This window comes from Zavarzinella sp. (assembly GCA_041399155.1).
Taxonomy (GTDB): Bacteria; Planctomycetota; Planctomycetia; order Gemmatales; family Gemmataceae; genus JAWKTI01.
In genome coordinates, this window is sequence record JAWKTI010000006.1 from 74,445 (window position 1) to 97,989 (window position 23,545).

Annotated in this window: 22 protein-coding genes; 9 read left to right on the top strand and 13 right to left on the bottom strand. The window is 50.4% G+C overall.

Features of this window, described 5'->3' with window-relative positions; genetic code table 11:
• Nucleotides 1-26: 26 nt before the first annotated feature.
• The 3 genes from R3B84_22410 to proC form a co-directional block, all read right to left on the bottom strand.
• Nucleotides 27-1,763, bottom strand: coding sequence for a DUF3473 domain-containing protein (locus R3B84_22410; GenBank protein MEZ6143330.1), 1,737 nt, complete (start codon nt 1,761-1,763; stop codon nt 27-29).
• The gene (gene wecB, locus R3B84_22415) at nt 1,753-2,925 is read right to left on the bottom strand and encodes a UDP-N-acetylglucosamine 2-epimerase (non-hydrolyzing) (GenBank protein ID MEZ6143331.1); all 1,173 of its coding nucleotides are present in this window, start codon (nt 2,923-2,925) and stop codon (nt 1,753-1,755) included. Before wecB ends, R3B84_22410 begins: the two co-directional genes overlap by 11 nt.
• Before the next feature lie 821 nt (nt 2,926-3,746).
• Nucleotides 3,747-4,565: a pyrroline-5-carboxylate reductase gene (gene proC, locus R3B84_22420; protein ID MEZ6143332.1), complete on the bottom strand. Its 819-nt coding sequence runs from the start codon at nt 4,563-4,565 to the stop codon at nt 3,747-3,749.
• Between the two features lie 238 nt (nt 4,566-4,803).
• Here proC and R3B84_22425 point away from each other — a divergent pair, with 238 nt between their 5' ends.
• Nucleotides 4,804-5,205 (top strand): TIGR03067 domain-containing protein, encoded by a 402-nt coding sequence (locus R3B84_22425; protein MEZ6143333.1) that lies wholly within the window; start codon nt 4,804-4,806, stop codon nt 5,203-5,205.
• Nucleotides 5,206-5,303: 98 nt separating this feature from the next.
• Here R3B84_22425 and R3B84_22430 read toward each other — a convergent pair whose 3' ends face one another.
• The 9 genes from R3B84_22430 to R3B84_22470 all read right to left on the bottom strand — a co-directional run bounded on the left by R3B84_22430 (nt 5,304) and on the right by R3B84_22470 (nt 15,458).
• Nucleotides 5,304-5,666, bottom strand: a complete 363-nt coding sequence (locus tag R3B84_22430; protein ID MEZ6143334.1) for a hypothetical protein — start codon at nt 5,664-5,666, stop codon at nt 5,304-5,306.
• A 120-nt stretch (nt 5,667-5,786) separates the two neighbouring features.
• The gene (locus tag R3B84_22435) at nt 5,787-6,200 is read right to left on the bottom strand and encodes a GNAT family N-acetyltransferase (protein MEZ6143335.1); all 414 of its coding nucleotides are present in this window, start codon (nt 6,198-6,200) and stop codon (nt 5,787-5,789) included.
• Nucleotides 6,201-6,352: 152 nt separating this feature from the next.
• Complete coding sequence (locus R3B84_22440) at nt 6,353-6,565, bottom strand: hypothetical protein (protein ID MEZ6143336.1); 213 nt, start codon at nt 6,563-6,565, stop codon at nt 6,353-6,355.
• A 71-nt stretch (nt 6,566-6,636) separates the two neighbouring features.
• On the bottom strand, nt 6,637-7,959 hold the full coding sequence (locus R3B84_22445) for a C1 family peptidase (protein ID MEZ6143337.1): 1,323 nt from the start codon (nt 7,957-7,959) through the stop codon (nt 6,637-6,639).
• A 304-nt stretch (nt 7,960-8,263) separates the two neighbouring features.
• Nucleotides 8,264-11,689: a HEAT repeat domain-containing protein gene (locus R3B84_22450; protein MEZ6143338.1), complete on the bottom strand. Its 3,426-nt coding sequence runs from the start codon at nt 11,687-11,689 to the stop codon at nt 8,264-8,266.
• Between the two features lie 127 nt (nt 11,690-11,816).
• Nucleotides 11,817-12,707, bottom strand: coding sequence for an SGNH/GDSL hydrolase family protein (locus R3B84_22455; protein MEZ6143339.1), 891 nt, complete (start codon nt 12,705-12,707; stop codon nt 11,817-11,819).
• Nucleotides 12,708-12,977: 270 nt separating this feature from the next.
• The gene (locus tag R3B84_22460; protein ID MEZ6143340.1) at nt 12,978-13,994 is read right to left on the bottom strand and encodes a Gfo/Idh/MocA family oxidoreductase; all 1,017 of its coding nucleotides are present in this window, start codon (nt 13,992-13,994) and stop codon (nt 12,978-12,980) included.
• Nucleotides 13,995-14,083: 89 nt separating this feature from the next.
• Nucleotides 14,084-14,233: a hypothetical protein gene (locus R3B84_22465; protein MEZ6143341.1), complete on the bottom strand. Its 150-nt coding sequence runs from the start codon at nt 14,231-14,233 to the stop codon at nt 14,084-14,086.
• A gap of 352 nt (nt 14,234-14,585) precedes the next feature.
• On the bottom strand, nt 14,586-15,458 hold the full coding sequence (locus R3B84_22470; GenBank protein MEZ6143342.1) for a phosphoribosylaminoimidazolesuccinocarboxamide synthase: 873 nt from the start codon (nt 15,456-15,458) through the stop codon (nt 14,586-14,588).
• 103 nt (nt 15,459-15,561) lie between these two features.
• On the opposite strand from R3B84_22470, the gene R3B84_22475 reads away from it, so the two are divergent.
• A complete protein-coding gene (locus R3B84_22475; GenBank protein ID MEZ6143343.1) occupies nt 15,562-16,326 on the top strand; it encodes a 3-hydroxyacyl-CoA dehydrogenase family protein in 765 nt (254 codons plus the stop codon).
• Between the two features lie 27 nt (nt 16,327-16,353).
• On the opposite strand, the gene katG is transcribed toward R3B84_22475, so the two are convergent.
• Nucleotides 16,354-18,762 carry a catalase/peroxidase HPI gene (katG, locus tag R3B84_22480; GenBank protein MEZ6143344.1) on the bottom strand — a complete coding sequence of 803 codons (2,409 nt, stop codon included), beginning with the start codon at nt 18,760-18,762 and terminating at the stop codon, nt 16,354-16,356.
• A 353-nt stretch (nt 18,763-19,115) separates the two neighbouring features.
• Here katG and R3B84_22485 point away from each other — a divergent pair, with 353 nt between their 5' ends.
• From R3B84_22485 to R3B84_22515, 7 genes are all read left to right on the top strand, one after another.
• Nucleotides 19,116-19,778 (top strand): hypothetical protein, encoded by a 663-nt coding sequence (locus R3B84_22485; GenBank protein MEZ6143345.1) that lies wholly within the window; start codon nt 19,116-19,118, stop codon nt 19,776-19,778.
• Between the two features lie 12 nt (nt 19,779-19,790).
• Entirely contained in the window at nt 19,791-20,057 is a 267-nt protein-coding gene (locus tag R3B84_22490) for a hypothetical protein (GenBank protein MEZ6143346.1), read from the top strand.
• A 296-nt stretch (nt 20,058-20,353) separates the two neighbouring features.
• Nucleotides 20,354-20,593, top strand: a complete 240-nt coding sequence (locus R3B84_22495) for a hypothetical protein (GenBank protein ID MEZ6143347.1) — start codon at nt 20,354-20,356, stop codon at nt 20,591-20,593.
• A gap of 523 nt (nt 20,594-21,116) precedes the next feature.
• Complete coding sequence (locus R3B84_22500) at nt 21,117-21,548, top strand: hypothetical protein (protein MEZ6143348.1); 432 nt, start codon at nt 21,117-21,119, stop codon at nt 21,546-21,548.
• Nucleotides 21,549-21,685: 137 nt separating this feature from the next.
• Nucleotides 21,686-22,270: a hypothetical protein gene (locus R3B84_22505; GenBank protein ID MEZ6143349.1), complete on the top strand. Its 585-nt coding sequence runs from the start codon at nt 21,686-21,688 to the stop codon at nt 22,268-22,270.
• 99 nt (nt 22,271-22,369) lie between these two features.
• Nucleotides 22,370-22,738, top strand: coding sequence for a polymorphic toxin-type HINT domain-containing protein (locus R3B84_22510; protein ID MEZ6143350.1), 369 nt, complete (start codon nt 22,370-22,372; stop codon nt 22,736-22,738).
• Nucleotides 22,735-23,346 carry a DNA/RNA non-specific endonuclease gene (locus R3B84_22515; GenBank protein ID MEZ6143351.1) on the top strand — a complete coding sequence of 204 codons (612 nt, stop codon included), beginning with the start codon at nt 22,735-22,737 and terminating at the stop codon, nt 23,344-23,346. The genes R3B84_22510 and R3B84_22515 overlap by 4 nt, the downstream gene beginning before the upstream one ends.
• The last annotated feature ends 199 nt before the right edge of the window (nt 23,347-23,545 follow it).

Here is a 23,545-nt window from a genome sequence, read left to right on the forward strand (position 1 = left end):
TCTGTAAGTCCCTTGAAATCAATAAGTTAGGCAACACACACCGGTTGTTGCTGTTCCGCCTGTTCTTCCTTGGCAGGGGAAACGGATTGTGGTTGTCGAATCGTTTTTTTGGTTGACCAGCGTTTGCGGGTCAGGTGGCACAACAAACGTAAATGCCCGAGAATCGTGCGGACTGTCTTCATTTTGCTGCGACCCAGCATCCGCACTTCCAGTGTTGCAGGATGCTCCACGATATTCCCACCGTGGATATCGAGCAGCCCCAATTGTTCTGCCACACCTAAAAAATTAGTTCTGGTCAGTTGGAGTGGCACAATCGCACTGCGGCGATAGACGCGAAAACAACTGGTGTACGTGTACAATCGGTGGTGCAGCACCCGTCGGTATAACCACGAAGCCCCACGTGACAGCACCAGACGCCAACCGGGGACGTTTCGCACCATGCCATCGGGGTGGTAAGGTGATGCGGTCACCATGTCGACATCCTTCGTCAACTTGGGGATCATATTGGCCAATTCGTGGGGATCGTAAGTGCAATCGCAATCCATGCTGCAGACAATTTCGGTGTTTGCCGCCTGTATTCCTGTGGTGATTGCGGCTGCCACCCCCTGATTGACAGGGTGCTTGATCAGTTGCACATCGCTTTGATTCGCAAATGTCTGTTGCAGACCCGCCCACGTGGCATCTTTGCTGCCATCATCCACCAGAATGAACGACAAATCGTACGCAGGTGCCAGATGTTGCCGTACGCTGGCCAATGTATTGGACAAATATGGCAGAATCAGCTCTTCGTTGTAACACGGAATGACAATTGTCACCCCGGGGCGGTGCGACCTGGTGGCAATGGGCTTTCTTGCTGCATGATCCGTAAGTTCTTTCCAGGTAAAGGGTTCCGTTGTGTCGGCATCCTCCACTGGCAGCTTCAGATAATTTGCTGCACTGGTAAAGCGGTAATGCTGGAAGTAATACCGCAGATAATCTTCCATGCGGTGCAGATTGCGATAGTGCCTTACCTTCGTGAGCCAGCCAGACGCGGTAATCGTGGGTTGCTCGCTGTCAATTTCCCAGACGTGGCAGTACATCACAATGGGCGAAGTCTGTTTGCGTTGCCATTTTCGCATTTTGCTGCGAATGAACCACTGGGGGAATTGACGCAGGTAATTCCCTCCTGCAAATGGCAGTTGCCACCATCCCACCTTCGTGGTGGAAATGGGTAATTCCACCAGCGGGCCGTGCATCGTATCGATGGTGTGCAATTCTCGACGAAACGCCTGATCGGCAAAGGTGCGACCCAGCGGTGCGATGCTGGAATCGTAGCGAAAGCCACAATCGGCCAGCACATCAAAAACCCACAGATCGTCTTCACCCAGCCAGCCATCTGCCAGACGGAAGCCGTGCACGCGTTTACCGGTGGCTTTTTCAATTGCCTGGCGGGAGTTCATTAAATCTTCATGAAATTCCGTTGGGGTCAACCCTTGGACGCCACGGTGATAGTAGCCTTTGCTGCCAATTTCGTGGCCGGCATCTGCAACGGAACGCACCAATTCGGGGAACCGGTCAGCAATCCAGCCCAGGACGAAGAATGTTGCTTTTTGTTGATTTTCGTCGAGTAATTCCAGCATCCGCCTGGTGTTGCGTTCCAGACGATTCTCGAAGCGATACCACTGTCCGCGTTGAATAATGCGGTTGAACGCCCCCACCTGGAAGTAATCTTCCAGGCCGATTGTCAGGATGTGCTGTCGTTGTTCCGTGGGTTCAACTGGCATAAACAGCTCCTGTAGGTGCGGTTTTGCCTGCCTGCCACCAGGCCTGGATCGCTTCCACAATACGTTGTGCTGCATCCCCACTTCCAAAGGGATTGTCCTTAGCAGGTGGCACACGGTCAGCGTGGGGATAAATTGCAGCTAACTTTTCTGCGAAAATCGCTGGATCACCTGCCAGCGTCGCAAATCCCGACTCAATTGCTTCAGGACGTTCGGTTTCGTTTCGCAACACGATTACTCGTTTGCCCAGGCTGGGTGCCTCTTCCTGTATCCCACCTGAATCTGAACAGATCAGCCACGAATGCTTCAGCACGTGGATGAAATCGGCATAGTCAAGTGGCTCCACCAGATGGATCCGTGGGCGATTGCCCAGAATTCGCTGCGCACATTCTTTGACATTCGGATTGGGGTGCACTGCAAAAATGAGAGCAGCCTCATGGTTTCGTTCGACAAAATCGGCCAGCACCTTCAAATTGCCTTCCATCACATCGCCCATGCTCTCGCGACGGTGCGTCGTGAGCACAATTCGACGATATTGCGCAGTTTTGTCTATTAATGTCTGTGTTTTATCTGATGGATTGACCGTGGTGCCTATCTGCTGCAAGGCATCAACTACCGGATTGCCTGTTTGAAACACACCCGCAGGTGGGATGCCTTCTTTCAGTAATCTGCGGCGATTATCGCCCGTTGCCGCAAAATGCAACTCTGCCACCTGACTGATCAGGCGACGATTGGTTTCTTCTGGAAAAGGCACGCGGGGATCGCTGGTTCGCAGGCCCGCTTCAATGTGTCCGACCGCAATTTTACGATGAAAGGCGGCCAGAGCCCCGCCCAGAGCCGTTGTCGTATCTCCTTGCACCAGAACGAGATCGGGCGAATGCTCTGCCAGCACCGGATCGATGGTGTGCAGCACATTGGCCAGCAAGCCGTTCAATGGTTGATTTGGTTTCATCACATCCAGTGTGATGTTCACATCAATTTTGAACAGTTTTAGGAGTGGTTCCACCAGGTTGCGGTGCTGCCCAGTGAATGCCACGGTTGTCTGAATGTTTGAATGAAGCTGTAGCTGCCGGATGACCGGTGCCACCTTAATGGTTTCCGGACGGGTGCCGAATACCACCATCACGTGGGCATGGGAATCGTTTGGGGTGCGTGCGGTTCTCATGAGTTCTCGGTACGGGTGCCGCGAATCGTTATTTTTCGGGTTCAAAACCGTTATTGCGATTGTAACGATTTTGGCAAATAATCCGCCTGTAAAACTTATAGCACACAGTATCCCCAGATGGGTCGGTTTTGGCGTAATTATTAAGATGCAGCCAGAATTTGCAGGCTAAAAGCTCCTCAACCGGCCATGGTGCAACCGTTCAAACCAGCACAGCCTGCTAAAATTGTAAAAAGGTAACTCAACCAAACAGCCTCTTTGAACGCTGACGCTCAAGTTTTGTGCAAGTCGACTCCGTGGTTGCCAATTTCTGCTTAGTGAAGCAGTCTTGAATCCTCTCAAAGTGTTCCTGCAAAAACTTCACATTCTCATGATCCATTAGTGCTTTGTCCCTCACTTCACCGGTGAGCAATTGTATAATTATGTCCATGGAAAACCACGAGTTCTTTGACTGAGAACTAGTACTCCTCAAATCCATGAACAGTCGATCTCGGTCAAGCCAGAAATTCAACTCAACAAAATCGTTTGTGAGCTTGATACTTCCGGTTCCACCAAAACTTGCGACGTACTCTGAATCCACAATGCGAAAATCGAACTTTTCGTATAGAAAAGCACCTTCGGTGGCCAAGAACTGTAGGATTTTTCTCATGCTATTTCCCCGGCACGAGTGACCATTGATTGACCCACTTGAATCCCCTCACTTCCGTAAGATGCTTGATTTCTCTTGCCAGATACGAGTCAGCCGAATCTTCACGGTATCTGCGCAAACTTTACTGCCTGAATTGGAAGGCAATATGGAAGGCTTTCAGACTGTTTGTTGTGATTCAGCCCGCATTTTTGCCCAATTCTTTCGAGCGTTCCGTGGCTGCCACCACAGCATCGATCAGTGCCCCACGGACCCCCGCTTTTTCCAGTGCGTGCAGACCCGCAATCGTCGTGCCACCTGGGCTGGCGACCGCATCCTTTAACGCACCTGGGTGCATCATCGTTTCCAATACCATTTTGGCCGCACCCAGCACGGTTTGTGCGGCCAGCATCAATGATACATCACGGGGCAGACCACAGCGCACTCCCCCATCGGCCAGTGCTTCAATCATCAGATAGCCATATGCAGGCCCACTGCCACTCAGTCCGGTAACTGCATCCAGTTGATGTTCTGCAACGGCAAAAGCTTTGCCCACTGCTGCAAACAATTCAGTTACGGTCTCTTTATCAAACGTGGTTACAAGCTCATTACACGCAAAAGCGGTGGCACTTGCCCCCACCAGACATGGGGTATTGGGCATCACCCGCACAATTTTGCAGCCGGTGGGGAGTAGTTCTGCCATTTGGGCGATTTTGACACCCGCAGCAATGGAAATCAGCAGGTGATCTGCTGTCATGGCGGGTGCAATTTCCCGGAGAACCACGGCCACATTCTGTGGTTTTACGGCCAGCACCACAATCTGATTCCGCTCAACCACCAGCAGGTTGTTTTCGGTTGCAGTAATGCCCGTTTTACTCTGAAAAGTCTGGCGAGATGTGGCGAACGGGTCGCTGGCCAAGGATTGTTCCACATTGCACAAGCCAGTGAAGACCCACCCACGTGCGAGGGCGCTGGCCATCTGCCCCGCACCCAGAAAACCGATTCCTTGTTGAGTCATTGAATAATCCTGCCGTAAAGGCATCGGGCCGCCGCGATATCAGGCGGGGGTATTTATTGCTGCAATCGGCATAATCGTTATGATTGCTTCAGCCAGCATAGCACGCAAAACCGAAGCAAATCTACCGCAATTCCTTTGAAACCAGCTTGTTACGCCAACGCAACGCCCACAAAAGATCCGATGGCACTGATTGTACGAATCGTAACACGATTAAATTAACGACATAGGGTGAATTTTCATGTATCGAATCACTTTCCTGGTGCTGCTTTGTACCTGCGGGCTGAATTTTGGTGCGGAACCTAAAACAACGGAATTACAAGGAATCTGGAAAGTCACCCACGGCGTGGGGCCAGACGGGGCAGAATTACCGAAAGCCGCCCTGGAAAAAGCCCGCCTGACGTTTGATAAGAACCTGTTTATCTTTCAGGGTGGGCCGATTCTGATGCAGACAACCTTTGAGGCAGATGAGAGCCGCAAGGAAATTGACCTGGCACCACCGAAAGGGGAAGTTGCCACGTTACGTGGGATCTACCGATTGAATGGCAACAAATTAACCCTCACCCTGAGTGCCGGCAAAGACCGCCCCACACAACTGATTATCCAGCCAGGCGTGATGGTGCTGGAAATGATCCGCGATTAGCCAACTTACAGGTTAAGCAATTGTCCATTCCTTGCTGGAGAGTGGTGGCGAAGCCATGGCGGGGTTCAGAAAATACAGCTGACTACAATCGGCGTACGCTAAGAGCGGCTGAGTTCACGTTCGAAGTCGTTGAGCGCCTCCACAAAGTAAGCAACTGCGCGTTCACGGTAACGCCACGGCATCACAAAGCCTGGCAATCGACTGAGCAAGTGACGGTTCGGACCCATCCCGCTAGCCCGTTCGGCGGATAAACGCCTCGTTGTCGGAAGCAGTTTCTTCCCCAGCACCTCGATTGCGACCCGCATTTCCGCCAATGAGCTGAAGAAAAAAGTGAAGTTACGATACTCAACGAAAAAAAGCGGAAAACCTTTCCCGGGAACTACCGCCTCCAACGGCGGTTCGAAGATCTCGCTTTCATACCACGGCCTTCCGTCCGCTTCGCGATGGACCCAAAACGTCATTGGGCTATGCGTGCGTGTCGGTCGATACTCGATCCAATAACGTTTCATCGGTGTGAAAAACTGGTTTGGCGCTTGAGAGGAATCACGGAGTGAATACCTACTGAATCATGTACCGGAGAATTATAATTCCTGGTCAGCCTTTAATATCCAGGCTCTTGGATTTCTTTCAAACCCAATCTTCTGGTAATATTCGTCAGCCAATGGTGCTGCAAGCAGCGTAATGAAACAAGTCTCTTTCAGGCACTGCCTTGTTCGACGGATCAATTCCTTTCCGATCCCCATTCTTTGGTATTCCGTGTCTACTGCCAAATCTGCCAGGTATGCTACATATGCGAAATCCGTCAGCGTTCGTGCAATACCAACCAGCCGCCCGTGATCCCATGCTGTCACAATCAGATCAGCATTCCGAATCATATCTGCGAAAATCTCGGGCGAATCTACCGGCCGCCTCTCTCCTAACGTCGATTTTCGATAAAGCTCGATCACCAGAGGCACATCTAACTCTTTCTCGGTCTTGTATTCCACTGCTTTCATTAATTCCGCCAAACAGGTCCACGATGGAGAAGCGTCTCGGCCTTAGATAAAATTCTTGCCCCAATCAATTTCTGCGGCCACGGAGTAACATTAATTGATATTTTTCATTACCCTATTGCAAAAGAAATGGATCGTCGATGAGCGAAATTTACTCACTTGCCTATTTGCACGGCGGCTTTGGCGGGGGAGCCTGGCACATCGACCAGTTCCAGCGAGACTGGCTGCTGGCGCTTGTTGCGGTTGATCAACACGGTAATGGTGTGGACACCCTGTTTCAAGTTCAGGTCCTTCAGTTGGGTGAACAAGACTGGCTGGCCATCGACCAGCAGATCCAGCCCGGTGGGATCATTGAACTTGAGACCCATAGTACTACATGTAGGCATAAATATTTTGTTACTGAGTCGTCAAGACTCCACAGTGATTTTAGCAATTATCATTATTTAGATATGCTATCAATTGCACTATTCAACAATCGAATACCTTCTGCTTGAGATACGGCTTTGCCATTTAAATCACATAAATAATAATCTTGGATGTAATACATCACATCATCAATGGACACAGCACCTGCTTTGATGTTAAAAAAGCCTCCATTGCCCCAGTTTTTACCCCAGCTATTCTGGACTTCCCAGTAAGTTGCCCCAGGTGTCTTGGGACCAGGATCATTGTATCCGACAATCATGACAGCGTGTCCGCCAGTTCTTTTTTCGCCAATACGACCGTAGTAAATACCTCCCGGTCCTTTCGGGAATACACTAAAATCTTCATAAACATCATAATCAGCCAGCAAAGGCAAGCCCATTGCAAGCAAACGACGCATTTCAGAAACACCTGTGAAACGGTTAGCTTTAATTTCAGTTCCGTTACTCGATAATGTGCTATTCTCAAACACCTTTCCAGTTTTGAAAATCTTCCCCCACGACTTGACACGCACTCCGAAATTTTTGTCACCATATTTGAATGGGACGGTTTGCGTTTTTGCTAATTCAAGAGCCAATGGAAAATTCCAACCGGTATTATTCCATTCTTTGCTGCCCGGCTTCGGATAACTACCGTAGGTTTTCACCAAAGTGTCGTATTGCTTGCTTCGCAATTCATAGAGCGCCGCGGCGTCAAACATGTTCATACTCGCCTTGCTGAATTTTGACAAATCCGGCGAAGGCTTCCCTGAAAGATTTACTTTAAGGTATTGCCGGACAAAGTGAGTACCCAGCGCTGCTGAAGTTGAATAAGCGACGCAAGCAGAAGTGTTCTCCTGATCACCAACCGGATCGGATAGTAAATTGTATTTTTTGTCAAATATGCTGAAATCCTGAGGTACGCGTCTATCACGTTCTGGTCGAGTCTCTTTCGAATAACGAATTACATATTTTGTATTAGAACCTGTCAATGTATTACTGGACTCACCTTCAACAGTTTTCTCATTAATTGTAATCGTTCCAATATGATCATCCTTTCCTCGCAAACCACCGTCTTTGTCCCATACAAAAATTGAGATGCTTTTTTTTACATTCCAATTGAAACCAGTCATCCAAAATCTTTTACTACCGCTGGGCGACATCCCTACTTCACCCTTGTTAGGATATCGCAGAACTTTGCCATCTAAACTAACATCAAGATAGATATCATCATCATCGCTTTCGGTTTTGTCAAAACACTGCAGGCCATTCAAATACACGTGGAAATCGCCAAAACAGATTGAGTTAAAAACTACTAGAAATAGTAGACTGTGCAAAGCGATCCATCTGAAATGTAACATGAGCTACTCCAATGGTTAGTGGGTATAGGTCGAACATGCCAACTTCAAGATGATGAAATCCACATGCACAGTTATAGATAAAACTCTAAGCAAATTGAAGCAATGTGGCTTGTTCAATCATATGAGTTAATTATTTATATCTGAACTGAACTGAGGTTTACCTTACCATGCTTGTGCGAATAAGCAACAATAAAATGAAAATTATTTTTCAAGTGATCTTACTAAACGCATTTTGATCGCATACATAAGTAACACCAAGCAAAGAATTGATGCTTGCATCAATCTTACTTGAAATAATTAACATTCACTTACCCAATTGCACGGCGGCTTTGGCGGGGGAGCCAGGCACATCGACCAGTTCCAGCGAGACTGGCTGCTGGCGCTTGTTGCGGTTGATCAACACGGTAATGGTGTGGACACCCTGTTTCAAGTTCAGGTCCTTCAGTTGGGTGAACAAGACTGGCTGGCCATCGACCAGCAGATCCAGCCCGGTGGGATCATTGAACTTGAGACCCACCGATCCTGCCGTGGTGACATCAACTCTGGTGCTGATGACACTCATTGGGTCGTTGCCATTCCAGACCACCAGTTTTGGCAGTGCATCCAGTGGTAATTCTCCACGCACCTGGGAATAGGTGCTGTTCCAGACATACAAATCGGGATTTTCCCCGGCATCGGTTAACCGGGTCCTGCGGGTGCGGTGCAGGTTCTCTGGTGTTGCCTGCAACACTTTCCAGGTGCGGAAATACCGCGTCTTGTCCGGTGCGTAAGGCCCACCTACTTTGCCAAGTTCGGAGAGAAACTTCACTAAATCGACAAATTCAGCCCGCGTCAGTTGTTCTGCGAGACCATCAGGCATCAACGAACGCGATTGTTTCACTTCCGCAATGTCATCATTCTCGATCACCACTTCCTTATCTTCTTCGGTGCGAAGATACAATTTGCCGTTGGCTTCTTTGGTTTTAATCCCCACAATGGCCTTTCCGGACAGCAGTTCCACACGGACGGCGTGGTAGCCTTCTTTCACCGCTTTCACCGGGCTGATAATGCTTTCCACCAGATAATCCACCTGAGCACTGGCACCAATGCTGGACATATCCGGCCCTACAGCGCCTCCGGCACCTGCAATGGCGTGGCAGGTCATGCAGTTCAGCTCCGCCCGACGATAGATCTGTTCGCCACGCTGGGCGTTGCCGGATTTCAGAACATCTTCCACGTAACTCTTTAGTTCATCGGCAGTTAGGGTAGTTTTTGGCTCTGCCAGCTTGCCCGCTTTGGTTAATGCCGCCACCAGGCTCTGTGCGTCTGGCCCACCGGCACGTGCAACCCGCAGGCCAATGCGGGCGACATCGGGTGCCACGCTGATGTTGTTTACGGTGCCTGCCAGTTGATTAGACGCACCCCGCCTGCTGACGAAGGCACGAAACAGATCGGCATCCAACTGTTCCGGTGTTATCTGACTGAGTAAGCCACTGGCATGTTTTGCCGCCAGTTGTGGGGCCACCGCAGCCAGTTGCGTGATGGCATCCTGCCGCACCAGGGTGGGGGCGTTTTCGGCCAGCGTTTCCACCAACTTACGACCTACCGGCGGATTTTGACGTAACAATGCACCGAAAGCGGCCTTACGATAGTCCGAAGTGGTTTCTTTCTTCACTTGTGCCTCTACTTGGGGCAGCAGAAACTTGCTGTTCAGCAATCCCGCTAACCGCAACGCCTGAACAGCCACACCCACCCGTTCAGTGGGGGTGCAAAGTTCCTGCAACTGCTTTTCAGATGCGTTCCAGCGAACTTTTCGCTGCTCGGTGGTATCAGCCAGTTTGGCCAGCAGGGCTTCCTTCTCTTCCAGTGAAGTGGTTCTGTTCACCCGATCAAAGACCATTTCCAGTTCTTTACTGCCCCCCACATCGGCCACCAGTCGCCACACTTCCAGTTGCTGATCAGCAGGAATACGATCGGTGGTCAGAAGTTGGGTTAAACTGCCGGCAGTTTTACGGCTGGTGGTTGCCTGCAATGCGAACACCAGGTGGCGGGCATTTTTCGCCAGTGGCAGCTCGTTGGCTTCAAACTTGGCCAGCCAGTATGGTTCTAATTCCCGCACGGTCAGCCAGAGTGCCATTTCCAGAAAGCGATCCATTGGGGCATCAAGTGCCTGCAAAGCGACGGTCAGTGCTTCTGCCTGTGGGATTCTGGCTAACGCCCGCACCGCTTCCATTCGCACTCGTGGGTATGGATCGGTGATGGCTTTTTTCAGCCAGGCAAAAGCATCCTGATACATAATGGTGGTGTGGGACAGGATGCGAACGCCAGCCGCACGGATACGGGGATCGGTGCTGGCTAGAACTGATTTGAGCAGTTCTGTGTGAAAAACATTTAATGATTGCAGAACCCACATCGCTTCCAGGCGTGCCTGATCGCCACTGGCGTCCGGTTTCACGGTGTTGAGCCAGCGATGCAGGTCGGGAACGATCTCTTTCCCACGTTCCTGCAGCACGCGACGGGCCTGTTCGCGGGTGTGCATTTCTGGTGCCTGGAGTCGTTTCACCAGTTCTGCGGTGGGCATCTGCTGCAGATTTTCTGGCTTTACCAATGGACGATTTTTGAATGTAACTTTCCAGATTCGTCCGTGCGTATGATCGCGGCGAGGATCGCGAAAATCCACTTCACCATGCTGAATAATCGGGTTGTACCAATCGGCAATGTACAAGGCACCGTCTGGCCCCATCTTCACATCAATAGGGCGGAAAGCACCGTGATTCGTTTTAATGATTTCGGTCATTTCCCGACTGGCATAGCCGCTGCCATCATCGGAAAGTTTGAAACGGCAGACGCGGTGGCCTCGGAAGTCATTGGTAATCAGATCGCCCTGCCAGTCGTCCGGGAAGTGGCGTCCGGTCACCATTTCCAGCCCACAATACTTGGGGCTGCCTGGGTTCAATCCTTTCAGAATGCGTGGGGCATCGACTGCAGTAATATAAGCGGCACCTGGAACGCCATAATTAATCCCTTCGCCACCGGCACCATCGGTAATAAATGATTGTCCATACGGATCCCAGTGGTGGCCCCACGAATTGACAAAGCCACGCACAAAGACTTCCATATTCAGCGATTTGGGTTGAAAACGCCAGATTCCCCCACCGTTGAGGCGTTTAACACCGTGTGGCGTTTCCACGTGGGAGTGAATATAGATCGATTGGTTGAAATAAAACGCACCATCAGGTCCCCAGCGAAACGTGTGAATAATGTGGTGCGTGTCTTCCGTGCCAAACCCAGACAAGACAACACGGCTTTTTGTAGCCTTTTCGCCCGGTTTTCCTTCCTGAAAATGCACAATTTCGGTGCTGTTGGCCACATAAGCCCCACCATCGCCCGGCAGCACACCGGTTGGAATCAGCAGGCCATCAGCAAAGACGGTGGTTTTATCGGCCACGCCATCTTTGTTGGTGTCTTCAAGGATGAGAATTTTATCATTTGCTTTCTGGCCGGGCTGGATTTGTGGGTAAACTTCGCTGGATGCCACCCACAGACGGCCCTGGGGATCGAAATTCATCTGGATCGGCTTTGCCAACAGTGGGTCTGCTGCGTAGAGCGATACTTCCAGTCCTTCACCCAGAATAAAGCTTTTGCGTTCAATTTCCGGATCAGGATTCGGCACGGTGGCTTTTGCCTGTCCAAAAATGGCAGGTGTCAGCCCCAACAATAATAAATATGCGTAACAATATTTCCAATTCATGGAGAGTTCTCAATTCGGGTCGAAACAATGGTCGGTAATAGGGGCCAAATAGTCTAATATTCGTATGTGTATCAGTGTTCCACGTGGAACATTTTCAATATTCGTGCAAGCATCAGATCGATGTGACTTACTTTTTCAGTGCTGCCACAATTTTTTGTTCCACTGCCGCAATCAGTGGGTCAAATTCCACAATTTCTTTGGCATTGCGGCCTTGTTCGTGCCTGCGGAAGCCAAACAGGTAGGGTTCGTTCTGTGGTCGCCAGCGATGAAAGTAGAGTTCATTTTTTTCAACCACCAGCTTCCGCACCTCATCCCACTGTGCGGAGTAACCATCGTTATTGGCAATCCCCAGCACATTCAACCATGCCGACGTGGTGATTTCATAACCAGTTTCCGATAAATGAATGCTGTTATCGGTGGCATTCACCACACCACTGGCAAGTTCCCCACCCAGTTGGGTGAAGAGGTCTGCCACAACCAGCTTTCGTTGTTTGGCTAATTCCCGAATTGCTTTGGCATAGATTGCTTTGTTCTTGTTCTGCGTTTTCGCCAGTTCTGCAAATTGCCCTTTCGTCTCACTTGGGCAGGGAGTCATCAGAACTACCTTCGCTTTTGCGGGTGCCAGTTCATCGAGCAGTTTGTTGTAAGTTTCGAGAAAGGGGTTCAGGCCCGCTTCCCCAGCAAAAGAATCGTTGTTTCCATAGGCAATCAGAATCACCGTGGGCTTTTCTGCCAGCGTCAGTTCCACCAGGCGACGACGGCCAATGTTCTGATCGTTATGTTCGAAGCGTCGGCGGGCATGACCAGTAATATCATCGCCACTCCAGCCGAGATTACGAAACTGAATCCCGGGATAACGCACCGTCAGTGCGGTTTCCCAGTAACCGTATTTCTGTTCCCGTTCGATCAGAGTGCTGCCAATCAGCACTACTTTATCTTTGGGAGAGAACAGGTCCGCACCAGATGCACCGCCCGGAAGCAGAAAACAAGACAACAAAAACCAGCACAAACAACGCATTGATGGCATCCTGAGAGATTTCGGATCAATTTTCAGAAGGATGCCTGTCAGCACCCCACCTACATGCTAACCGCTTTCGAAGAAAAATGCCAACGTTTAGTTGTTCAATTCGATGAGATGGGAAGGGCGCAGGTGGATTACCAGTTAGATGACTTGTGCCAAAAAAATCCGCGATTTGTTGACACGTAAGCTATTTGGCGACAATCGGCGATTAAATGACAGGTGAGTTAATGTTACATCATTAATCTGCATATCATACAAAAATGCTTTTTACGCAGTAATTTCAATTTCGCGTTTTTCTCGAGCCGAGTGTAGCAGTGCGTCCATCACTCGTAACGATTTCACTGCTTCCATCGGTGAGGGTGTCGGTTCACGATTTTCCCGAATTGCGGTGGCAAATTCGGTCAGCATATTCACCATCTGATCCGCACCCGGATTGGGATGGTTTTCCGATGTAAATTCAAACCCACCTGGGTTGCGGATGATGTTGAAATCTGCTGCATCGTCGGTGGGGATCCACATGTCGGGAAGGCTGATCACTCCAGTACTTCCGACAATTTCCATATTCATGCGCAGTGGGCGGGCAAAACCACAATCAAACTGGGCAGTGCGACCATCGGCAAAGGTCAGCACACCGCACATATCGACATCCACATCGTTAAACCAGTTGGCACGTGCCCACACACTGACCGGTTCCGCCTGCATTGCCCAACGGATGCCATAAATGCAATAACAGCCCACATCACCGAGGCCACCGCCAGCCATTTCGGGCTGCAGGCGGATTTCGCTGGTTTTGAGTTCTTCCATCATAAACGTGAACGATGTGACGGTGCGCAGCACCTGTCCGATACTGCCCTGATCGATCATCGCCCGCATTTTTTTCGTGCGTGGGTGGTGTGGCCACATGAAGCCGTCCATTAACTTCACATTCTTCGTGCGGCAATATTCCACTACTTCCAGAGCTTCTGCCGCAGTGGGGCAGAGGGGTTTTTCACAGAGAATATGCTTGCCATGGTCTGCAGCACGTTTCACCCAGTCGCCGTGCAGGGCATTGGGCAAGGGAATGTAAACTGCTTCAATTTCGGGATCTGCCAGTAAATCTTCGTAACTGCCGTAAGGTTTTGCAATACCCAGCTCTTTGCTGGCTGCTTTGGCACGTTCCATGGAACGTGAAGCAATCGCCTGTAATTGAATCTGTTCGCACTGATCAAAAGCAGGTTTGAGCCGATGATTGATGCGGGCAACGCCCAGAATGCCTAATTTGACGGGTTTAAACGCAGTAGTCATGAAACAAATCGCCTGTGGAAAGGACCATATCTGCATGTAGTGTATGCAAAACAGTCCCACCGTGGGCATGGAAGTACAGTTGGGCCAGGTTAATCCTGGGCGGCCATCCACAGCATGTATGCGACGCGTTCCCGCTTGCGACGCATCCGTTGTAACCGGACGAAAAATGTCCGCTGCCACACCACTGCAATTCCACAGATTGTGGTTAAAGCCAGCATATAAATTATTTCATTCGACATGTGCCACCCCTGAACCTGTTGTTCATTCAGAAAGCTGAAATTACCTGTTATTTTGATGTTTTGTCAGAAAATACGAGGGGGTGTACGTCACTGACAGTACACTTCTCTAGTTCGGGAAATGATGCTTGTCAATGGGAAGTAAGCACGATTTGCAAGTTCATCTTTCACAACAAATTCACATCAGATGTTAGCAAAATAGCTGCCTGAATCCTGTAAGCGAGAGCAGAATTTTTCTTCTGATAGCAGAAAGGTGTCCATTTGTTTCCCTCACCTGGTGCCTCAACCATGGCGTATTCCTTGGGGAGGATTTTTCCGTCGCTCTTGGTCAGGGCTCGTATTGTCAGTCCACAGATCAGACAAGACGTTGCCCACTTAGCCGTTCCAGTGCTTCCAGGTACTTTTCCCGCGACTGTGCCACGATATCCGCTGGCAGTTCTGGTGGGGGTGAATTTCGATCCCAGGTGGTGCGGAGAAGCCAGTCGCGGACAAACTGCTTATCGAACGATACTTGCGACCTGCCTGGCTGGTAGTCGTCCATCGGCCAGAAACGGGAACTGTCCGGTGTCAGCACTTCGTCGATGAGAATAATCTCATTGTTTGCCGTGCGGCCCCACTCGAACTTGGTATCAGCCAGAATCAGCCCTTTAGTGCGTGCATACGCACGTGCACGTTCATAGATGTCCAGGCTGCGGTCGCGAAGAATGGTCGCATCGTGCTCACCAATCAGGTTCTGCATCGTTGCAAACGAAATATTTTCATCATGGCTGCCCATGGCGGCCTTGGTGGCGGGGGTAAAAATAGCTGGTTCCAACATCGCGGATTCCGGTAAACCTGCGGGCAGTTGTACCCCACAGACAGCACCTGTTTTCTGGTAATCTACCCAGCCAGAGCCAGCAAGATATCCACGGATGACGCACTCCACGGGAAAAACAGTGGTCTTTTGCACCAGCATCGAACGTCCCGCAAACTCTTCCCGCTGAAAGGGTTGCGGAAAATCGGCCAGGTCAGAACTGATCAGGTGATTCCCCACGCCGAGCCAGCGGAACCAGAACAGGCTCATCTGCGTCAGGATCTTTCCCTTATCCGGAATCCGGGTGGGCAAAATCCAGTCGAACGCACTAATGCGGTCGCTGGCAACCAACAATAATCGTTCGCCCAGATCGTAGACGTAGCGAACTTTCCCCTGGTGGACAGGAAACCCTGGTATTACTGGCAAATCATTCATGAGAAAAACTTCATTAAGCTGTCGCATTAATTATTGGGCTTGACCGATATTCAGGGCATTTGCTTAAATACATCCCACTCGAACCAGGAAGGTCAAGAGTTTCATGTTGCAAGATAGCATACGAAGTCCCTGGGCAGATGCCGAAACGATTCCCACCTACATGGGAGTGCGAACTCCCGCCGACGAAATACTGGCGAATTACCTGTCCGAAGGGTATCAGTTGGTTGCGGAAGGCTTTGCCCCTTCCGAAGTGGACAAAATTTGTCTGAAAAGCGGTTTTCGATTCGGCCCACTGACTTTTATGGATGGGATCGGCTTTGAAACTATTGCACGCTGGATCACTCGACGTGCGGAACACTGGCAAACCGACGTCATTAATCTGACATTTAAGCGAATATTTGCTTCATTTGGCTCGAACGTGCCGGAGAACGAAGGCTTTTACCGTCGCACGTGGCTGGGAAAACGCGACAATCACGTTCTGCGGATGTTGGTCTGGCGAGATTTTCTGCCTTATTCCAGACCATACTACCGACAGGGCAGCGACCTGGACCACCAGCACGTGCTGCGCCGTATTCAGTTTCGGCTGATGAATCTGGCGGGTAACCTGTTAGCAGATGATTTTTATGGCACGCCAGAGCAGATTGATGCACAGTGCCGTTTGTTATTAGGCACACAAACAGGCACGTGGGCACCATTTACAATGATTGACGAACTTGGTGCTATGAATGTTGCAGAAGAATTGCAATTAATGAGTTCACGTTACGGTCGGCGGTTTCAGGTATCGGATGAATTGTATCGCCGGGCAGAAGCGAACGAACCATTTTTCCCCACAGTGGGGGTACCACAAAACATCCGCACCGCAGCGTAAACTACTTCCTAATCAATCGACAGTTCCTTACTTCTTCACTTTCACATCGAAACGGTCCAGGTTCATTACTTTGGTCCAGGCGGCAACGAAGTCTTTCACAAACTTCTCTTGTGAATCTGCACTGCCATAGACTTCGGCAATCCCACGGAGCTGAGAGTTGGAACCAAAGATCAGATCGACGCGGCTGGCTGTCCACTTGATCTTACCGGTGGTGCTATCCCGTCCTTCATAGAAGTGGTCGCACATCTTCGATTTTTCCCACGTGGTGTTGTTGTCCAGCAGATTCACGAAGAAGTCGTTGGTCAGGGTTTCTGGCTTTTTGGTGAACTTGCCCAGGTCAGGGTAGCCCACGTTGGTATCCAGAACTCTCATCCCACCCACCAGCACCGTCATTTCAGGTGCGGTCAGGGTCAGCATGTTAGCACGGTCAATCAGGTATTCTTCCGCAGGTCGGTCTGCTGTCTTGCCAAAGTAATTACGGAAGCCATCGTTCTTTGGTTCAAGCACAGAGAACGATTCCACATCGGTCATTTCTGCAGTGGCATCGGTGCGGCCGGGCCAGAAAGGCACTTCCACTGCATGGCCAGCTTTCTTAGCAGCTTCTTCAATGGCTGCATTACCACCCAGCACAATCAGGTCGGCCAGAGATACCTTCTTGCCATCTTTCTGTGCTGCGTTGAATTCCTGCTGAATCTTTTCGTAGGCAGCAATCACTTTTGTCAGTTGTGCTGGCTGATTCACTTCCCAATCCTTTTGTGGTGCGAGACGAATACGTGCACCATTTGCACCCCCACGACGGTCTGTTTCACGATAGGTGCTGGCAGAAGCCCACGCGGTGGAGGTCAACTGCGAAATCGACAGACCAGATTCCAGAATCTTGCTCTTCAATGCGGCGATATCCTTCGCATCGATCAATGGATGATCCACCGCAGGAACAGGATCCTGCCAGATCTGTGCAGGTGGCACCAACGGCCCCAGGCAACGTGTCACCGGGCCCATGTCGCGGTGGGTTAATTTGTACCAGGCCTTAGCAAACGCCACTTCGAATTCTTTCGGATTTTCATGGAAACGCTTGGAAATCTTGTTGTAAGCGGGGTCCATCTTCAACGCCAGGTCGGTGGTGAACATGATCGGTGCGTGGAACTTGCCAGCAACGTGTGCATCGGGCACCGTGCCTTTTCCTTCACCATTTTTCGGGGTCCATTGCTGGGCACCTGCGGGGCTCTTGGTCAGTTCCCACTCGTAGCCAAACAGATTATCAAAATAGCCAGTCGACCACTTGGCTGGGGTGGAAGTCCAGGCGCCTTCCAGACCGCTGGTAATGGTGTCTTTCCCTTTGCCGGTGCCAAACTTGTTCTTCCAGCCTAAGCCTTGCTCTTCAATACCCGCACCTTCTGGTTCCGGGCCAACATTTTTATCGGGCGGTGCGGCACCGTGGGCCTTGCCAAAGGTGTGGCCACCGGCAATCAACGCCACAGTTTCTTCATCGTTCATTGCCATACGGGCAAATGTTTCACGAATATCGCGTGCGGCTGCCAATGGATCTGGCTTGCCGTTCGGACCTTCCGGATTCACATAAATCAAACCCATCTGCACGGCTGCCAGCGGATTTTCCAGGTTGCGATTGCCGGTGTATCGCTTGTCGCCAAGCCACTCACTTTCAGGTCCCCAGTAAATGTCTTCCTGTGGTTCCCAGACATCGGCACGGCCACCAGCAAAGCCCATCGTCTTGAAGCCCATCGATTCCAGTGCACAGTTACCTGCGAACACCATCAGGTCGGCCCATGAGATTTTCTGGCCGTACTTCTGTTTGATTGGCCACAAGAGGCGGCGTGCTTTGTCCAGGTTGCCGTTATCCGGCCAGCTATTCAGTGGGGCAAAACGCTGCAAGCCGTAAGATGCCCCCCCACGTCCATCGCTGGTGCGGTAGGTGCCTGCACTGTGCCAGGCCATCCGGATAAATAGTGGTCCGTAATGACCATAATCCGCAGGCCACCACTCCTGAGAGGTGGTCATCAGCGTCATCACATCTTTTTTCAACGCTTCCAGATCGAGTTTCTTGAACTCTTCGGAATAATTGAACTCTGGATTCAGGGGATTACTTTTCTGGGAATTCTGGTGCAGAATCTTCAAATTGAGCTGATTTGGCCACCAGTCGCCGTTGGACATGCCACCAGCAGCGGTTTGACGCTGCATGGCGGGCTTTTGAACCCCACCAAGCACGGGGCATTTTGCCATCGGATCGGCTGGTTGTTCACCCGGCTGGCCCGCTAGCACCTGGGTGGAGGTGGCTTGTTCGGTAGCGGGGGGTGTCAATGGGGTTCCTTGCGCCTGTGCCTGCAAGGTGCGATCATTGGTTCGCACGTAGGCAATTACCCCTGCGGCCACGAGCACCACGCTGGTTGCGGCGATGAGTCTTCGAGAGGTCCGTGTCACTGTTACTCCTTCATGTAATAGGTTGGGCATGGGATGGAAAACTGGAGAGTTCATCCCTTTCGTTGGATAGCTTGCAGCATTTTGAGATTCAGACTTTTTTGAGTAGAAAATCGGAAAATGCGCGAACCATTGCAGCGAATTGGCATCAGTGGAAGCTGCACCCATGTCTGATCCCACCCACAATCAGTGCGGGAAGGTCATTTATTTAAATTGTATACATATATTCAGTTAATGCAAGCTTTTTCACCAATTTTTCATTAATTTATTCTTTGTGGAGCACAAGGGCTGGATCGATGCCTAGGATTTGATCCCCGGCGACCGCTTCCTTTCGCACGACGGACAGTGGATAGCGATTGAAGAAATCTTTGATCCGGGGCGAATGGGAAACAGTCTATAATTTAAGAATCGCCGATCACCACACGTACTTCGTGGGGGATGAAACGTGGGGCTTCAGCGCCTGGGCGCATAATGCTTGTACGCCTGAGGAGCTGGTTAAATCTTACCAGAAGCTTGCGAGAGAGGGTGCTGACACCACAGCCTTTCGAACGGGTGTCATCGAAGAAGTTTTCGGGGTGACAGGGCCCCGACGTCCAGGTGACACTCTCTTTGAACATCTTGGAGTCGACACAAGCCACCCCGTCGCTCTTCACTCTTTCTCTGATGGTACGGGGGCCAAAAGGAACCACATCATCTACGTCTTCAAAGATGGGGACACGATAGTTTACACTGGGAGAGCGAGTGGTCGTGGTACTCCCGAACAAGTTCTCCGAGGCAGGATTTCCCGTGGTCACGATCACTGGCGAGATGGATTGACGCGCGAAGTAGTGGAGGTATTGCCAAGCAAGAGGGCTGTTCAGGGAGCTGAGGAGGTGTACCGCCTCGGCTATGGGGAGCGCATACATCTTGAGAACGTTGATCCTGCCCTCAGCTACAAGACCGTAGACCGTGCTAATGAGTCGATTACTAAGATTCAAGCATACTTGGACGTGATACGTGCCAGGACGTCCGGCAACTAACGAGGGAAAAACATGCATGTATTCATCTATTACTTCTCGAAACTTGGAGTTCCGCGTGATGATCTCGAATCAGCTATCGAAGATTTCCTTGGTAGCCGTGGAGAGGTCACCGGAGGTGGCGGTGGGGCGACAGGCGGTAACATCGATATTGAGATTGAAAGCGAAGACGCTGAGCAGGTCATTGATGAGCTTCGAGAGTTCCTACGATCAATGACTATGCCGCTAGACACGATATTTGATGTGGAGGGCCGCCGAAAAAACCTTTATGACAAGCCTTGATACAAGAATGCTTCAACGATTGCAGCCTAAGTGCACGTCGGATGAAGACCGACTGTATCCCATTTCGTCCCACGGTGGATACCAGATCCTATGTGGTCGAATTGAGAACTATCAAGTGCTTGACTTCCCAACGCGTGCAGCAATCGATTGAGAATGCGTTAGCTGACTTGCCGCGAATGTCTCCAGAACAGGTTGCACAGTTCTTGAAACAGGCAGGAGGTTGACAGTGACTACCGAGTTTTACATCGCAAGCATTGAACCCATCAAGGAGGGTTTGGTCCTCCGAGGAGCGGCAGATGGAAAAATCCGCCGTGATACAGGTTTTTACACGACTCTGTACTAGGATTGCAGTAAAAGATACCAATGGTATTAGTTTAGAGCAGATCGGAAGCCCAAAAGCAGTCCAAGTGAACATGCTGAAGCTGATTACATACGAAGCGGAGGTCGAAGAACTCTACGACCAAACCGGAGCCGTTATTGTTACTGGCGAAGGATTGGACCTCATCAAGGCTGGCGACACCCTCTGTGTCGAGTGAAGGCAGAAACACTGTTTTGCTGTCAACCTGCTGCCAGCTCAGCATTTGCGGCACGGTGCATTGCATCTCCTTGGCTAAGCAACAGAGTGGGTCTTAATCCCGCTTTTGCATGGCCGGTGTCGCAAAATTGCATTCTCTTTGGGAAGTTAGAGCACGCCAGCCTGCTGCGAGCATCCGTTTGATGTGGAGAATAAGGGCTGGATTGATGCACAGGATTTGATCCCCGGCGACTGCTTCCTTTCGCACGACGGACAGTGGATAGCGATTGAGGAAATCTTTGATTCCGGCGAATGGGAAACCGTCTATAATTTAAGAATCGCCGACCACCACACGTACTTCGTGGGCGATGCAACGTGGGGCTTCAGCGCCTGGGCGCATAATGCTGGGAACGACTACTTAACTGAGGGGGGTTCAGAGAAAACCGGATCATTATCGAGAAGACAATTGACTGAACTGGGAAGAATCTTCCGTCACTTGGATGCCGATACCCAAGCCTATCTGATCCAAGAGTTGAGAGGCAAAGGTGCCATTGACGCTGACAGTGCAAGCCGATTGCAAAATCAATACGTTGCAGCGTGTTGTCGATCAGGCTGCTTTGGATGTTCAAAACAACCCCGCACTGTTGCGAAGGCTGCTGACACCAGAAGAGAGGCAAACTACTGAAAAGATGAGAGCCTTAAACATGGGGAAGGCGATTGAGAGACGTGTCGATGAACTGATTGCAGCAGATCCCGAGCTTCATGGTGTGTTCCCACAGCGTCAGGTGACATACCGAGATGGCGCAGGGGAGGCCCGAGGTTACATTGATTGGGTGGACAATCAGGGAGCTTATTACGACGCCACAACACTGGGTCTTGAACAGCCTCACCTTGATCGACCCTACGGTCGGAGATTGGGCATCGCAATTTGGCGCGGCAATGGAGGAGAGTCATGGACGAACTCTCATTGGGGGTAGATTAATCAACTATGGAATACCATAACCAAGATTTTAGATTGGTTCGCTTTGAATCTGGAGGTCAGTTTGAGAATGTCAAATTTCTCGAGTGCAGTTTTTTTCGATGTGTCCTCGAGCCTCGCGCAGCGCGGGGACGCTTGGAACTCGAAGATAGAATTGTGTTTAACAATTGCCACTTGCAGAACTGCACCGAAGATCACTGTCTTGTTGGGCCTGCTATTTTTCGCAATTGCTCGATAGATGGATTGCGGACGCAAGAAGGGGGCATACGTATTGACGGTGCTTTGTTTGATCAAGTCACCATCAAGGGAGATGTTGGCACCTTCCGTGTGATGTCAGACGCAACTTGTATCGAGTTGGAATTTGATGCCGCACTTCATCAGGCTAATCGAGATTTATACGCTGATGTAGATTGGGCGATTGACATTTCAACTGCCTTTGCCAAAGACCTGACTCTGTACGGTATTCCGCCAGAACTCATCCGATACGATCCACAACGGCAAGCCATCGTTCGCCGCAAGAACGTAGAACATAGCTTTTCCACTGCCATCGAAGCCTGTGGCAAGACCATCTTTGGAGTTTGCATCGATAATTTGAGGTATTTTCCCAATGCTGATAACGTCTGCTTCACTACTCCGTCGAATGGTGATGTGGAGTCTCACAACAAGGTAATTTCTGAATTGCGCAGATTAGGCTTTGCGGACGAAGCACCTAGAACATAGTTGGCCTGCGGAAGACGATTCCGTAGTGAATTCATGGATTAGCTACTATTTAGCTCTTGGTGTGGTCCTCACCCCGGCAAACATCGTTCGTTATCTTGTATGTTCGCAGAGGCAGTCAACGTCACGGTTAATGGTCTGAAGCCGCAGAAGCTAGATTCAACTTATAGTTTCAAAATAAATATGTTTCGCCGCGGGCACTCCGTTGCTGGCTCCCGTAATATTGAGGATTTCAAGGTTGGTGAATTGGTTCTATCTCGCAATGAATACGACTCAACCGCGCCGATTGAAATTAAGGTTGTCGAAGAAGTATTTGTCAGACTGGCACCGATTCTTTCAATTCACGTTCATGGCCAGGTAATTAATACTACCGGGGAGCATCCGTTTTATGTGGAGAATAAGGGCTGGATCGATGGATATCCATTGAGGATATCTTTGATACAGGCGAATGGGAAACCGTCTATAATTTGAGAATCGCCGACCACCACACGTACTTCGTGGGCTCCGACGAGTGGGGCTTCAGCGCCTGGGCACATAACGCGGGGAGTGAATATTTTGACCTCAATGAAATCACAGACTTTGCAGGAGGTAATCGGGGCGCACGCGAACAGGCTTACGAAGCAGCAGATCCAAGTCTGTTTGACCCTCGGGTGTTTGACGAGGCCAATCGTCCAATTAAGTTGAGCGAGAGCGAATTGATAGCCTTGCGGAGCCAAATCGTTGCTGGGGAAGAAACGGTGTTTACTCCCCACACGAAGTACATGACGCCAGATGGTTCGGTTCACATGACGGATGGAACTGGACGTTTGGTCAAAACATCGTTCAAGGTTGATGAACATTCGTTAAATCCGCCGAATTCCAGGGTTGCAAGATCTTCTCATACCGAACCGTTCGGGGAATCGTTGAGTGGTGTGCCGGGAGACATCGGATTCCATTTACGTGCTGATACACTACAAGGATCGCCATTCTATACCAATTTGGTGCCGGGGAACACGAAACTCAACAATGGAGCGTTCAAATCTTTGGAAACTAAGTGGAAATCAGCAGCCAACGTGGACATACGGTTGATGTCGAGATAATGCTAGAGTATGGTCAGTTGAGCAGCATTCGCCCAGACGCTTTCAACGTAAGGTTCTCGTTCTGCGGCCGTACTTTTACAAAACGATTTGTAAACGAAGCTCAAGGTAAACTCGATCCTGTCTTCAAAGCCGATGTCCTCGGGGCAATCTAACTGGAGCAACAAATGTCTTCATCACCTAAGCTGAATCTGTTTTCCGA